Origin of the sequence: Streptomyces sp. RerS4, assembly GCF_023515955.1 — a bacterium.
GTDB lineage: Bacteria > Actinomycetota > Actinomycetes > Streptomycetales > Streptomycetaceae > Streptomyces.
In genome coordinates this window covers 3,543,058-3,555,265 of the sequence record NZ_CP097322.1, presented here as the reverse complement: position 1 = coordinate 3,555,265, position 12,208 = coordinate 3,543,058, and the positions used below count along the sequence as shown (strand labels likewise).

Genomic DNA, 12,208 nt, shown 5'->3' with positions numbered 1-12,208 from the left:
TTTCGGTCAACTCCCGTCAGTCCTCGTCCGTCAGGCGTCCGACGGGCAGCCGGAGCGTCGTCACGGCGCCTCCGTCGGGGGCGTTGGAGAAGACCGGCTCGATCCCCAGGACGGCCGCCTGGCCCATCACGATGGTCAGGCCCAGCCCGTGTCCGCGACCGCGTCCGGGGTCGCCGGTGCGGAAACGCTGCGGACCCTGTTCGATCAGCTCGGGCGGGTAGCCCGGTCCGTGGTCGCGCAGGACCACCACCGGCCCCTCCACGGTCACCTCGATCGGTGGCCGCCCGTGTTTGTCGGCGTTGACCAGCAGGTTGGCCAGGATCCGGTCCAGCCGGCGCCGGTCGGTGAGCACGACGATGTCCCGTACGACCCGGACTTCGGCGGGCAGCCCGGTCGCGGCGACGGCCCGCCGCACGGCGGGGCCCAGTTCCACCCGGGCCAGGTCGGCCCGTTCCACGCCCGAGTCCAGCCGGGAGATCTCCAGCAGGTCTTCGGTGAGCCGGTGCAGGGCCTTCAGCCGGTCGACGATCATCTCCTTGGGGCGGCCCTCGGGGAGCAGCGCGGCGGCGGCCAGCGATCCCGTCAGGGGGGTGCGCAGTTCGTGGGCGACGTCGGCCGTGAACCGTTTCTCGGCCTCCAGCCGCCCCTGGAGCGAGGCGGCCATCGAGTCCAGGGCTTGGGCGACGTCCCGTACCTCGTCGCGGTAGCGGGGCGGGCGCGGCCCGTCGTCGGTGGCGCGCAGACCCACCCGGGCGTCCAGGTCCCCGGAGGTGATGCGGCGGGCCACGGCGGCCGTGGTGGTGAGCCGGCGGCTGATCCGGTTGGCGAGGAAGAGGCCCGCCAGGGCGACCACACCCGCCGCGAGCGCGGAGGAGGCCAGGATGGCGGCGTCGATGTCGCGCAGCCGCGTGCGGGTGCTCTCGTACGGGATCCAGACGGCGAGGGCCTTCCCGTCGGCGGGGCCGGCGGCCCACATGACGGGTTGGTCGCCGCGCCGGCCGACCATGCTGCCGGTGCGGCCGCGCGCGACGAGGGCCTTCAGCGGCGGGGGCAGGCCGGGCGGGTCCAGGGCGACGTTCAGGTCGCCGTGCGCGGTGCCGTACTCGTAGTGGCTCAGCGCGTGGTCCAGGTCCCGGTCGGCGTCCTTGCGGACCTCCCCGACGATCTGGTGGGCGGTCACGTTGTGCACCAGGATCCCCAGCGCGGCGGCGACCAGGCAGCACACCAGGGTCGTGGTGAGGGCGATCTTCCAGCGCAGGCTGCTCATCGGGCGCATCGCGACCGGTCCGGGCTCAGGGGGGTGTCGGAGATGACGTGGCACTCGTCGAGGGTGAGCTGCGTCAGGTTCATGGCCCCGGCCTTGGGGTCCCAGACGTAGTCGGAGACGGAGATGTACCGGGGGTTCGAGGTCGGCTCGCGGACCGCGAGGTGTTCGGCGGCCACCTCCACCCCCTCCAGGACGCCCCGACGGGACAGGACGCGGGCGATGCGGCCGTCGTCCCGGACGGTGTAGACGCGCAGTTCGCTGAGTCGGCCGTCGATGTCGAGGGCGGTGATCAGCTCGGCCTTCCCGTTGCCCGTCACGTCGTGCAGGGCCGCCGGCCGCACCGGGCAGTCGGGGCCGCCGTCGGGGGCGTCGGTGCACAGGGCGAGCCGTTGGACGGCTCGGGGGTCGACGAGGCGTCCGGTGCCGCCGTCCTGGGCGGCGGCCGAGGTGATGTCGGCCCGTAGGACGGACAGCGCGTCGACGCCGCGCATGTCGCCGCCGGTCACCTTCGCCAGTCCGGGGACCACGGCGGCCGCGCCCGAGTCCTGGCCGGAAGGCGCCGGAGAGGGGCGGATGTCCTTCCACAGGGTGTGCGGGGCGTGCGCCGTGCCCAGGTCGCCGTCGTCCTTGAGCCCCTCCACGTCGGCGCACCCCGCCGTCGCCCCCGCCAGTACGGCGGCGAGGACCATCACGGCCGAGGCGCGGTGCATGTACCGATGCTCACCCGCCGCAGCGCTCCCGGCCCGGCCCGTCGACCGTTCGGGTGACGGGGGCGGTGACGGGGCGGGGCACGGATCCGGCGGCACGGGTCCGGGGCTCAGTTGTCGGGGCGGGCGATGGCGCGGGCCGCCGCCACCTCCTGGTGCACGGGGGCGAGGACGCTCGACGGGTCCTCGGGGGGCGGGACGTCGACCCGTACCGGCGTGACGCTGGTGCGTACGCCCGTGGCGAGGGCGCGCAGTTCCCGGGTGATCCGCTCGACCTCCTCGGGCGCGGGCGGCGCGGCCCCGTGGTTGACGCGGACACGGGCGGCGGTGGTGGCGTCCACGACGCGTTCCACCGCCACCACCAGGGGCCACCAGGCGGCTGCGCGGGCCCCCGTCGGCGGGGGTTCGGTCAGGGCCCGCTGGAACTCGTTGCGGACGCCCGACAGCTCCCGGTAGATCCGGCGGCGGGCCTGGAGCCGGGCCTGCCGGGCGGCCCCCCGGGCCGCTTCGTCGGCCACGGGCGCGAAGGCGCGCTCCAGGTAGCGGGCGGCGTCGTCCACGGTGTCGGCGAGCCGGTCCCCGATGCGGGTGCGCCAGCTCTCGGGCCACAACAGGTAGCCGGCGATCAGGGTGATGGCGCAGCCGATGAGGCTGTCCAGCAGGCGGGGGCGGATGAGGTCGAAGCCCTGGTGGTTGAGCTGGTCGGACAGGAGCAGGATCACGGGGGTGATCGCCGCCGTCTGGAAGGCGTACCCCTTGGCGGAGAACACCGGGATCAGCGCGCCGAGCACCACCATCACGGGGACGTCCCACCAGCCGCGCGGCACCTCGGCGAGCACGGCGGCCGCCAGGACCAGCCCGGCCGCCGTGCCCAGGGCGCGCAGCAGGGCCCGGGAGAACACCGAGCCGAAGTCCGGCTTGAGGACGAACGTGACCGTCAGGGCGACCCAGTAGGAGCGTTCCACGGGGATGAGGGAGACGAGGGACTGCGCGAGCCCGATGCACAGGGCCAGGCGCAGCCCGTACCGCCAGGAGGCGCCGGAGAGCATCATGTCGCGCACGCCGCGCCGGGCCCGGACCGTCAGGGCGGCGGGCCGGCCGAGGCGGTCGTCGACGTTGTACGGATCCGGTTCGGGCAGGTGGACGATCGTCGCCGCGTGCCGTAGGGCGGCGTCCATGGCCCGTTCGGCCGGCGTGTGCGGCGCCGGCAGTTCCAGGGCGGGCGCCCGCGTGTGGCCGTCCTCGACGGCGGCCGCGAGGTCGCGGACGGCCGCCGGGATCGTGGCGGGCAGCGGGCGGCCGCGCAGGTGGGCGGCGGGGGCGGCCTCGACGAGCGGGATCAGCACGTTGAGCTGGGCGAGCAGCCGCACCAGGGCGGGGCTGCGCCCGTGCACCCGGGCGCGGCGGCCCAGGACGAGGTCGTAGGCGTGGTTCAGGGCCTGGGTGACCCGCTGGCGGCGCTCCTCGTACGCGGCGGGCGGCCCGCCGGCCGCTTCGAGGGCGTCGGCCAGGGCCCGGTAGCAAGCGGCGACGGCGGCCCGTTCGGGCTGCCGGCCGCGCAGCGGCCAGCCCAGCAGGGTCAGGAGGAGGACGAACAGGCCGCCCGCGGTGAGCAGCAGCGGCGCCGTCCACCACGGCTGCGGCAGCGGCAGACCGGCGCCCACGACCGCGTTGAGCAGGAGCAGCAGTCCGGAGACGGAGGCGACCGTGCCGATCGAGGAGATCATCCCGGAGACGAGGGCGATCAGGGTGAGGAGAGCGACCGCGAGCCAGCCGTGCCCGTAGACCAGGGTGCCGAGCGCCACGCCGACCGCGCCGAAGAACTGCGGGACGGCGATGTTGAGGATCCGCATCCGGTAGGCGTCGGCGGTGTCGCCGATCACCCCGGACAGGGCCCCCATGGAGACGAGCGCCCCGTACTCGGGCTCGTCGAGGGCGAAGCCGACGGCGAGGGGTGCGGCGAGCGCGATGCCCGCGCGGACGGCCGCCGCCCACGGGACGGGGGCTCCCGTCGGCCGCAGGCCCGCGAGCAGCCAGGCGGGTGGGGCCAACGCCCTCGGCCGGGCCCGCCCGGACGGTATGTGCTCGGTGCGTCGTTCGGTGGTCATTCCGCTTCCGTGTCACCGGCTTCCGTGTCGCCGCTCGCGAATCGGTTCTTCTGGGGAGCTAGGCGGAGGATGGGTATGTTCCGAGCTTATGGGGTGCGGGGCCTACCGCGTGCGGGGCCTTCAACGTGAGTGACTTGTCGCAGCTTGAGGCGGTTGAAGCACCTTCGTCGAACTCCTGATTCAATCGAACGCAGTAGCTCGGCGTGCGCATGGCGGGCGGGACGCCGAGCCTGGCCCCATGGGCATACGACCATGGGTGGTCGTCGAGCCACCCGACCGGCGCGGCCTGCGCCGGATCACCATCCACGACAAGACGGTGGGCAGCGCCTGGTCCCTCCGCGAGTTGCGGAAGGTACTCCGCGGCCTCGGCTACCCCGACGACATGGACCTGGACGACCCCTGTCGCGTTCACTGGCGCGGCGGCGACAGCGGCGCGTGGCCCGACGACAGGGGGTGGAGACGGCGTGCGGTCATCGCCGTCATGCTCGTGGGGCTGCTCGGCTCGCTGGTGCTGCACGCCGTCATCGGCTGGACGGACGCCCTCGGAGCACTCACCTTCGCGCAACGCCTGGTCGGTGTTCTGTTCCTGCTTGCAGCCGCAGTACAGGGCAGTGCCTTGCCTGCTGTCGTCGACTACTGGGGCCGTCGGCAGGTCCCGCTGTCCGGAGCGCTGGTACTGCTCGGCGCGCTCATGGCGCTGGCCACCACCAGCCTTCTTCTCCTTCTTTGGCTTGAGGAGCGAGAATTCATACCCGCTTTCCCGGTCTTTATTGCCTTGTGGCTCTGGTCGCTATGGGCCCTCCGTGTCCTTGTCCATGAAAAGGTGTGGAAAGGGATACCGCACCCCAAAAAGTTCGCGGCAGGGATTACCGTCACCGCGCTCCTGACGGCCGTCAGTCTGGGTTACTCGATTATCTATCAACCCATTGTCGCTCCCCGGCATTTTATCCTGAGAGCAGAATTCGGCACGCCGCAGGCGGGTGCCGATTCGTCCTACATTCACATCCCGCTCAAGCTCTACGCAAAGAATACCGGAGGGATCCCGGTTTACCTTGTCGTCGACGATTACTCGGTATGGGGACACACGGCCGAATTCTCCGACTCGGGTGAAGGGATGTCGGAATGGAAGGGTGAAGGGGAGGATGACTGGACCCTGGAGGCAGAAAAGTACGTGAAGAACGCCAAATACGAGATCGTGGCGTCCGGGCAGTTCCAAGGTGCTGGGTCGGAACTGGACATCGGCGAAGAGTTTCAGTTGGAGAGGGTGATCACGCTTCCCAGGGACACCCGGTACGAGACACTTTCGGCCGAACTCATCTTCGCCGTCGTGAGACAGGATCGGGGGGAGATCGACCGAGAATTCGGTGTCGCCAGACCCTCCTGGGTAAAATCGGAAAAGAGGTATTACTGCCCACCCGAGGATTGCGGTGAACAGCTTATATATCACGGCCGGGTGCGCCACAACAACAACATGGTCAACATGACGAGAAAGCCGCGCTACGTGGCTGCTTTCTGGTCGGCGGAGGATCCCACGGACGTCTTCATATCCTCATTCGACTTCAAGAAAAAGAAGATAACCGAGTCGATCTACGACATATACGACTCCCTGGACGAAGAAGAACTGAAAAGGGAGGAGGAGAGGTATGACCTCAACTGGTTCTTCGGCAACACGCATGTGTCCGTAAAGGGACTACTGAAGCAGGCGCAGCCCTGACGCCACGCCAAGTCGTGGAGGGCCTACGGCGTGCGGGCTTCCGGGGAGTGGGCCTGCGGCGTCCGGCGGAGTCGGCCCGCGAGCCAGGCGGCGACGGCGGCGGCGAGGCCGACGGCGAGGACCGCCCAGGCGGTGCCGCGCAGGAACGCGGTGAGCGCGTCGTACACGGCGGCCGCGGCCTGCCGGTCGACGTCGGCCGGCAGGTCGTCCAGGGTGAAACGGCGGCCCAGGGCGACCGCGATCCACAACAGGACGGACCCGACGGCGAGTCCGAGACCGGTGGCGACGACGGCCCGTCGCCGCTGGACGGCCACCGCGACGGCCGCCACGGCGAGCAGCACGGTCAGGACGGGGAGCCAGACACCGGCGATCTGGAGCATGCGGAACGCCTTCCGGAGCGAGCCGAGGTCGTCGTATTCCATGACCTTCACGGACAGCTGCGTCTCGGGGATGCGGTCGGCGAACGGCACCCCGCCCGCCACGAGTTCCTCTTTGACCCGGGCGAGCACGGGCGCGAGGTCCAGGGTGACGGCGTCGCCGTCACCGGTGGTGAGCGCGTGCAGGAACGCCGCGTGGGCGGCGCGGTTGGCCGCGTCCCACGCCGTGCGGTAGGCCGGCGTGCCGGCGAAGGACCGCAGGGCCTCGTCGATGAGGGCCTCGACGCCGGGCTGGAAGGGGCCCGCGTCGATCTGCCCCGACAGGGCGCGACCGGCCTGGGTGACCACCACGTCCTGCACGGCCGGATCGTCGGCGAGCGGGGACATGGCCGCCGTGTAGCGGTCGACGTGGCCCAGTTCGCGGTCGGCCCAGTACGCGACCGCGCTCGCGGGCACGAGGAGAGCCACGAGCACGATGAGGGCCGCCGACAGGAAGGTGCGCACGTCACCAGGGAAAGCCACGGCGCGGGCCGGCGCCGGCGCTGCTGCTGCGTACGGGTGGGCACACGACACGACCTGGGGGGTGTCCGCGAAAGCTGTGATCCACTTGCCGCTCCCGGGTGGCGGGTGTGCTCTGGAGGATGGAAGAGAGGAGCCCGCCATGGCACACGCGGCACCCACCGCCTCCCGTCGGCACCGCCCGGCGGCCTCGGTGAACGCAGACCACACCGACCGCAACCGCATGGTCCGCGCGCTCGCGCTCGGCCTCGTCTACGGAGTCTGGGCGGCCTTCATCAATCGCCAGACGGGCCCGGTGGACGCGGGCAACGTCTTCTACGGAATCCTGTGCGGCGCGCTCTTCGCCGCGATCATGTACGCCCTCGCCAAGGTCGGCCCGAGGCTCAAGCGTGAGGTGCACGCCACCGCGTACGGCGTCTTCGCCGGCATCGCGGCGGGCTACCTGCACAGCCTCACCCGCGAATCGGTGCTGGGCGCCGCCGTCATCGGCCTCTTCGTCGGCCTGGGCGTCGGCCTCACCGCGTTCTACCGCTACTACACGCGGGAGCCCTGAGCGGGACGGCGTATGGGCCTGAGGGGCGCCCGTGCCCTGCCCGTTGAGCGGGGCGGGGCACGGGCCCGTGGGCCTTACGCCGCCGGGTCGACCGGAGCCTGCGCCTTCACCTGCGCCTGCGGGGACTCACCCCCCGACTCGGCGTCGGCGGGCGCGGTCTGCGGTACCGGCGTCTGCTGCGGTACGGGCTGCGGGCCGCTCTGTTCGGTCCGGCGGGTCTGCGGGCTGAAGCGGGTGACCTCGGCGCGGAGCATGGCGTTCAGGGCGGCGAACGGGTCGATGGGCATGACGGAACCTCACGGTGGTCAAGGGGGTGTTGTGGGGGGTCGCGCTGCTGCTCGGCGCGCTCAGCAGCGCAGGACCACACTCCTCACCGTCCGTCGGGACAGGTCCGGTTCGGCCGGCGCGGGCGGGGCCATCCGGGCACGTCGGCCCGGATGTTCCACGTGAAACGTCCTCGGGGGCAGGCCCCGTACGGTCGGCGCCCCGCGTACGACGGTCCGTACGGCGGCCCGTGCGGCGGGCTCGCCCGGATCGGCCTGCCCTTCGCCGGGTTCGGCCGGTGCGGACGAGGCGGGGCGCGACTCCGTGGCCGCTGATGAGGTCGCCGCGATCACGGCGGCGGGACCGGCGCCGAACAGGCACAGCAGGGCGACGCAGACCACCGTCAGGGCCCTCGCCGGCACAGTCCGTGCCTTCCACGCACCGTTCATGGGGGATTCAATGCCCCGGTGTCGCGCGCGACTCTCCGACCACGCCCAAGATCCCCCCGACCGGGGGACGAAGTCACCCCCATTGGTCGATATCGGGTGACGGGGTTCAGGCCACCACGAACGCCACCGCCGCCGCCCCCATGAGGGCGGCGGCGAGGTGCATCACGGGGTGGCCGTAGTCCCCGAACCAGAGGTGACGGACCAGCCCGCCGAGGGCGGCCAGCGTGCCGATGACGCCGAACTGCGCGAGCAGGGTCACGGCGGTGAAGGGCGCCAGGGCCAGGACGAGCGAGTTCAGCCAGAACGGTGCGGCGCCGGTCCAGCCCCGCCATTCCCGGATCGCGGACGGCATGTACCGGCTCCCACCTTCAACACCCGCAACAGGTGCATCGCTCTCAACTCGTCGGCTGTTCAGCCTCCTTGGGTGCGACGGTCAGGGCAAGAGTGCGTTCGGCCAGAAAACCGGGTCAGGCGACGATCCAGTCGGACGTCGCGATCACCGGCTGCACGCCCTCGCGGTGGATCGTGCCTTCGATCAGGCCGTACATGCGGTCCGCCGCGAAGTACACCTCGTTGTCGTTCTTGAGGCCGAAGGGCTCCAGGTCGACGAGGAAGTGGTGCTTGTTGGGGAGGTTCAGCCGGACCTCGTTGACCCGCGGGCAGTGGTCGAGCACCCGCTCGGCCATCTGGTTCAGGGTCTGCTGGAGCGAGTAGGAGTACGTCTCCGCGAAGGCTTCCAGCATGTTCTTGCGGACCTTCTTGTACGACTGGTCCCAGTCGTACTCCGGGTCGTCGGCGGCCAGCGCCGAGTGCGCCCAGCGGGCGGTGACCTTGGTCGCCAGGATGCGGTCGTACGCCTCCTGGAGGGTCGTGTACTTGTCCTTGATGTAGCCGTGGAACTCGGAGTTGGTCGAGTTCATCACCGTCAGGTCCTTCAGACCCGAGATGACCTGGAGACCGGTCGTCTCGCTGTAGGTGATCTGCGCGGTGCGCACCTCCTGGCCCTTGCGGACGAAGGAGTGCTGCTCCTTGCGCGTCGGCACCGGGATCCGCTCCCAGGCGTACTCCTCGATGCGGATCTGCGCCTCGCGGATCGGCGACTGGGAGGAGACGAAGTGCTTGGCGAGGAGGATGCCGAAGGCCTCGGGGGAGGCGATGCCGTGCTCCTTGCCGAAGGCGTACACCGTGTTCTTGGTGGTGTCCGTCGGCAGGCAGTTGGCGTTGTCGCCGGTCAGGTGGACGTCGCGGAACTCGCCGCGGAGCGCGACCGAGACGTTGAGGTCGCGGATCTCGTGCCAGGAGCCGTCGTTGCCCTTGCGGGTCACCTTCACGATGCGGTTCTCGGCCTTGCCGTACTGGTTCTGGCCCAGGACGTGCTTGCTCATGCTGTCTTCCTTCGGGTACTCGGGAACACGGAGTCCGGTCGTCTGGATCCCGTACGCCCGGCGTCCAGCGCCCGCCCCGACTGAAGACGTGCCGCTCCCCGCCGTTCGACCCCTGGGGGCCGCCCCGGGACTGACGTGCATCCCGGTCCGTAGGTGCTGAGTGGTACTGAAGAAGTACTGCTCGGATTGCACCATGTGTACGGCGGGTGAACCACCGTACGGATCATCCGAACACCGCCACCCACGGCTTGGGCGTCCGTACAGCCCCGCAGGTCAGGCGCAGGTCAGGCGCACGTCAGGCCATGTGCGCGTCCGCGACCGTCAGTGCTTCGTCGAGGATGGCGAGCCCCTTGGTCACGTCCTCCGCCGCGATGTTGCAGGGCGGGGCGACGTGGATCCGGTTGCCGGCGAGGAGCGGCCACAGGCCGCCCTTCTTCAGGGCCGCGCCGAAGGCCGCCATCGGCGCGTTGTCCGTGCCCGAGGCGTTGTACGGGACGAGCGGCTCGCGCGTCGCCGGGTCGCGTACGAGTTCCAGGGCCCAGAAGGTGCCCAGACCCCGTACCTCGCCCACGGACGGGTGCCGCTCGGCGATGGCCCGCAGCCCTGGGCCCAGCAGGTCGGCGCCGGTGCGGGCGGACTGCTCGACGATGCCCTCCTCGGCCATCGTGTTGACGGTCGCGACGGCGGCCGCGCAGGCCAGCACGTGCCCGGAGTACGTCAGACCGCCCGGGTAGGGGCGCCGGGCGAAGGTCTCGGCGATCGCGGCGGAGATGGCCACGCCGCCGAGCGGCACGTAACCGCTGGTGATGCCCTTCGCGAAGCAGAGCAGGTCGGGGGTGACGTCCCAGTGCTCGGCGGCGAACCACTTCCCGGTGCGGCCGAAGCCCACCATGACCTCGTCCAGGATGAACACGATGCCGTAGCGGTCGCACAGCGCCCGAACGCCCGCCAGGTAGCCGGCCGGCGGTACGAGCACCCCGGGGGCGCCGCCGACGGTCTCCAGGATGATCGCGGCGATCGACTGCGGGCCCTCGAAGACGATCGTGTCCTCCAGGTGGCGCAGGGCGCGCTCGCACTCCTCGGCCTCGGTCGTCGCGTGGAAGGGCGAGCGGTAGAGGAACGGGCCCCAGAAGTGCACGACACCGGCGGTCGCGCTGTCGTTGCCGAAGCGCCTGGCGTCACCGGTGAGGTTGATCGCGGTCGAGGTGGCCCCGTGGTACGAGCGGTACGTGGACATCACCTTGGGGCGGCCGGTGTGCAGGCGGGCCATCCGGACTGCGTTCTCCACGGCCTCGGCGCCCGCGTTCGTGAAGAAGATCTTGTCGAGGTCCCCGGGGGTCCGCTCAGCGATCAGGCGAGCGGCCTCGGAGCGCACGTCCACGGCGAAGCCGGGCGCGACGGTGCAGAGCCTGGCGGCCTGCTCCGCGATGGCGGCGGCCACCTTGGGATGCTGGTAGCCGATGTTGGTGTAGACGAGCGCACTGGAGAAGTCGAGGAAGCGGTTCCCGTCGTAGTCCCAGAAGTACGAGCCCTCGGCCCCGGCGACGGCCAACGGGTCGATGAGCTCCTGCGCCGACCAGGAATGGAAGACGTGCTGTCGGTCGGCGCTCTTCACGGCGTTCTTCACGGCGGCGAGGTCGTGGGCTTCTGCGTTCATGCCTTGAGCGTAGTTGTCCAGGATGTGGACCCGCGGAACGTGACGGATGGCCGCCGCCCTCCTCCACGGGCCGGGAGCGACCGGTAGCGTGGTCGGAACCGCTGCTCCACGGGGGAGACCGGCGGCCCCGGCCCGGTACCGGTCGCGCCGTGCGCCCACGTGGGCGACCGCACGGATTTGGCCGTCTCCGACGGGGGTAGGTGCGCCGCCGAGGGGGACCGGGCGGGGCGGAGACGGGAGAGTCTGTGGCCGAGCAGACGCGAAGGTTGGTCCTGGCCGGAGGCGCCGCGAACGGGGTCGTCACCCGGTGCCGCGACTTCACCCGGTCCGCACTGATGGACTGGCAGTGGCCGGCGGACGCCGAGGAGACGGACGACGCGCTGTTGCTGGTGTCCGAGCTGGTCACCAACGCCTGCCTGCACGCGGGCGGCCCCCGCGAGCTGGTCCTGCGCCACGCCCCGGGCCTGCTGCGCGTCGAGGTTCGCGACGACAGCCCGGAACCGCCCCGGCGCCGACCGACGGGCGACCCGGGGCGGCCCGGCGGACACGGGCTGGTCATGCTGGAGCGGCTGTCCGCCGAGTGGGGCTTCACCACGGCCGCCCCCGACCCGGCCGCCCCGGAGGCCGGCCACCCGGGCAAGACGGTCTGGGCGGCGATCCGGGCACCGCGGGGCTGAGGCCGGGCGCGGCCATGCGGGTGTTTCACGTGAAACATCGGCCATGCGGGTGTCCGGCGGATCATGGCCGGGCCCGACCCTGATCCGCCGGATACCCCCTAGGCTGCGCCGCATGGAGACGTACACCATCGGTCAGGCAGCCCGACTGCTCGGCGTCAGCAGCGACACCGCCCGCCGCTGGGCCGACGCCGGGCGGTTCCCCACGCGGCGCGAGGGGACCCGACGGATCGTCGAGGGCACGGACCTGGCGGCGTTCTGCGTCGAGGTCGCGCAGGAGGGCGGGGAGGACGAGGACGCCCCGTACACCTCGGCGCGCAACGCCTTCCCGGGCATCGTGACCGGCATCAAGCTGGGCAGCGTCAGCGCGCAGGTGGAGATCCAGGCCGGTCCGCACCGCGTGGTGTCCCTGCTGACGCGGGAGGCGGTGGAGGAACTGGGCCTGGTCGTGGGCATGCGGGCCACCGCCCGCGTGAAGTCGACCAGCGTGTTCGTGGACCGCACCTGACGCCGAGCGCCTGACGCCGGCCGCTC

The 12,208-nt window shown here is 71.4% G+C and carries 13 protein-coding genes; 4 read left to right on the top strand and 9 right to left on the bottom strand.

Annotated elements, in window-relative coordinates:
• Window positions 1-16: 16 nt before the first annotated feature.
• The 3 genes from M4D82_RS16410 to M4D82_RS16400 form a co-directional block, all read right to left on the bottom strand.
• Window positions 17-1,276 (bottom strand): sensor histidine kinase, encoded by a 1,260-nt coding sequence (locus M4D82_RS16410; RefSeq protein ID WP_249766767.1) that lies wholly within the window; start codon window positions 1,274-1,276, stop codon window positions 17-19.
• Window positions 1,264-1,977: a hypothetical protein gene (locus M4D82_RS16405; RefSeq protein WP_249766766.1), complete on the bottom strand. Its 714-nt coding sequence runs from the start codon at window positions 1,975-1,977 to the stop codon at window positions 1,264-1,266. Before M4D82_RS16405 ends, M4D82_RS16410 begins: the two co-directional genes overlap by 13 nt.
• Before the next feature lie 107 nt (window positions 1,978-2,084).
• Window positions 2,085-4,082: an FUSC family protein gene (locus tag M4D82_RS16400; protein ID WP_249766765.1), complete on the bottom strand. Its 1,998-nt coding sequence runs from the start codon at window positions 4,080-4,082 to the stop codon at window positions 2,085-2,087.
• Between the two features lie 238 nt (window positions 4,083-4,320).
• On the opposite strand from M4D82_RS16400, the gene M4D82_RS16395 reads away from it, so the two are divergent.
• On the top strand, window positions 4,321-5,796 hold the full coding sequence (locus M4D82_RS16395) for a polysaccharide biosynthesis protein (RefSeq protein ID WP_249766764.1): 1,476 nt from the start codon (window positions 4,321-4,323) through the stop codon (window positions 5,794-5,796).
• Between the two features lie 23 nt (window positions 5,797-5,819).
• Here M4D82_RS16395 and M4D82_RS16390 read toward each other — a convergent pair whose 3' ends face one another.
• On the bottom strand, window positions 5,820-6,677 hold the full coding sequence (locus tag M4D82_RS16390) for a hypothetical protein (protein WP_249766763.1): 858 nt from the start codon (window positions 6,675-6,677) through the stop codon (window positions 5,820-5,822).
• A gap of 157 nt (window positions 6,678-6,834) precedes the next feature.
• Between M4D82_RS16390 and M4D82_RS16385 the strand changes: the two genes are divergently transcribed.
• Window positions 6,835-7,245, top strand: a complete 411-nt coding sequence (locus M4D82_RS16385; RefSeq protein WP_249766762.1) for a hypothetical protein — start codon at window positions 6,835-6,837, stop codon at window positions 7,243-7,245.
• Between the two features lie 74 nt (window positions 7,246-7,319).
• Here M4D82_RS16385 and M4D82_RS16380 read toward each other — a convergent pair whose 3' ends face one another.
• The 5 genes from M4D82_RS16380 to M4D82_RS16360 all read right to left on the bottom strand — a co-directional run bounded on the left by M4D82_RS16380 (window position 7,320) and on the right by M4D82_RS16360 (window position 11,000).
• Window positions 7,320-7,532, bottom strand: a complete 213-nt coding sequence (locus M4D82_RS16380; RefSeq protein WP_249766761.1) for a hypothetical protein — start codon at window positions 7,530-7,532, stop codon at window positions 7,320-7,322.
• Window positions 7,533-7,592: 60 nt separating this feature from the next.
• Window positions 7,593-7,931: a hypothetical protein gene (locus M4D82_RS16375; protein ID WP_249766760.1), complete on the bottom strand. Its 339-nt coding sequence runs from the start codon at window positions 7,929-7,931 to the stop codon at window positions 7,593-7,595.
• 133 nt (window positions 7,932-8,064) lie between these two features.
• Window positions 8,065-8,310 (bottom strand): hypothetical protein, encoded by a 246-nt coding sequence (locus M4D82_RS16370; RefSeq protein ID WP_249766759.1) that lies wholly within the window; start codon window positions 8,308-8,310, stop codon window positions 8,065-8,067.
• Window positions 8,311-8,425: 115 nt separating this feature from the next.
• Window positions 8,426-9,343 carry a factor-independent urate hydroxylase gene (gene pucL / locus M4D82_RS16365; protein WP_249766758.1) on the bottom strand — a complete coding sequence of 306 codons (918 nt, stop codon included), beginning with the start codon at window positions 9,341-9,343 and terminating at the stop codon, window positions 8,426-8,428.
• Window positions 9,344-9,638: 295 nt separating this feature from the next.
• Window positions 9,639-11,000, bottom strand: a complete 1,362-nt coding sequence (locus tag M4D82_RS16360; RefSeq protein ID WP_249766757.1) for an aspartate aminotransferase family protein — start codon at window positions 10,998-11,000, stop codon at window positions 9,639-9,641.
• 245 nt (window positions 11,001-11,245) lie between these two features.
• Between M4D82_RS16360 and M4D82_RS16355 the strand changes: the two genes are divergently transcribed.
• Window positions 11,246-11,677, top strand: coding sequence for an ATP-binding protein (locus M4D82_RS16355; protein ID WP_249766756.1), 432 nt, complete (start codon window positions 11,246-11,248; stop codon window positions 11,675-11,677).
• Between the two features lie 112 nt (window positions 11,678-11,789).
• Window positions 11,790-12,182 (top strand): TOBE domain-containing protein, encoded by a 393-nt coding sequence (locus M4D82_RS16350; RefSeq protein WP_249766755.1) that lies wholly within the window; start codon window positions 11,790-11,792, stop codon window positions 12,180-12,182.
• Window positions 12,183-12,208 lie beyond the last annotated feature (26 nt).

Coding starts and splice junctions, on each gene's coding strand:
- M4D82_RS16370 (WP_249766759.1), bottom strand. CDS start 8,310: ATGCCGTCCGCGATCCGGGAATGGCGGGGCTGGACCGGCGCCGCACCG.
- M4D82_RS16410 (WP_249766767.1), bottom strand. CDS start 1,276: ATGCGCCCGATGAGCAGCCTGCGCTGGAAGATCGCCCTCACCACGACC.
- M4D82_RS16385 (WP_249766762.1), top strand. CDS start 6,835: ATGGCACACGCGGCACCCACCGCCTCCCGTCGGCACCGCCCGGCGGCC.
- M4D82_RS16400 (WP_249766765.1), bottom strand. CDS start 4,082: ATGACCACCGAACGACGCACCGAGCACATACCGTCCGGGCGGGCCCGG.
- M4D82_RS16380 (WP_249766761.1), bottom strand. CDS start 7,532: ATGCCCATCGACCCGTTCGCCGCCCTGAACGCCATGCTCCGCGCCGAG.
- M4D82_RS16350 (WP_249766755.1), top strand. CDS start 11,790: ATGGAGACGTACACCATCGGTCAGGCAGCCCGACTGCTCGGCGTCAGC.
- M4D82_RS16405 (WP_249766766.1), bottom strand. CDS start 1,977: ATGCACCGCGCCTCGGCCGTGATGGTCCTCGCCGCCGTACTGGCGGGG.
- M4D82_RS16395 (WP_249766764.1), top strand. CDS start 4,321: ATGGGCATACGACCATGGGTGGTCGTCGAGCCACCCGACCGGCGCGGC.
- M4D82_RS16360 (WP_249766757.1), bottom strand. CDS start 11,000: ATGAACGCAGAAGCCCACGACCTCGCCGCCGTGAAGAACGCCGTGAAG.
- pucL (WP_249766758.1), bottom strand. CDS start 9,343: ATGAGCAAGCACGTCCTGGGCCAGAACCAGTACGGCAAGGCCGAGAAC.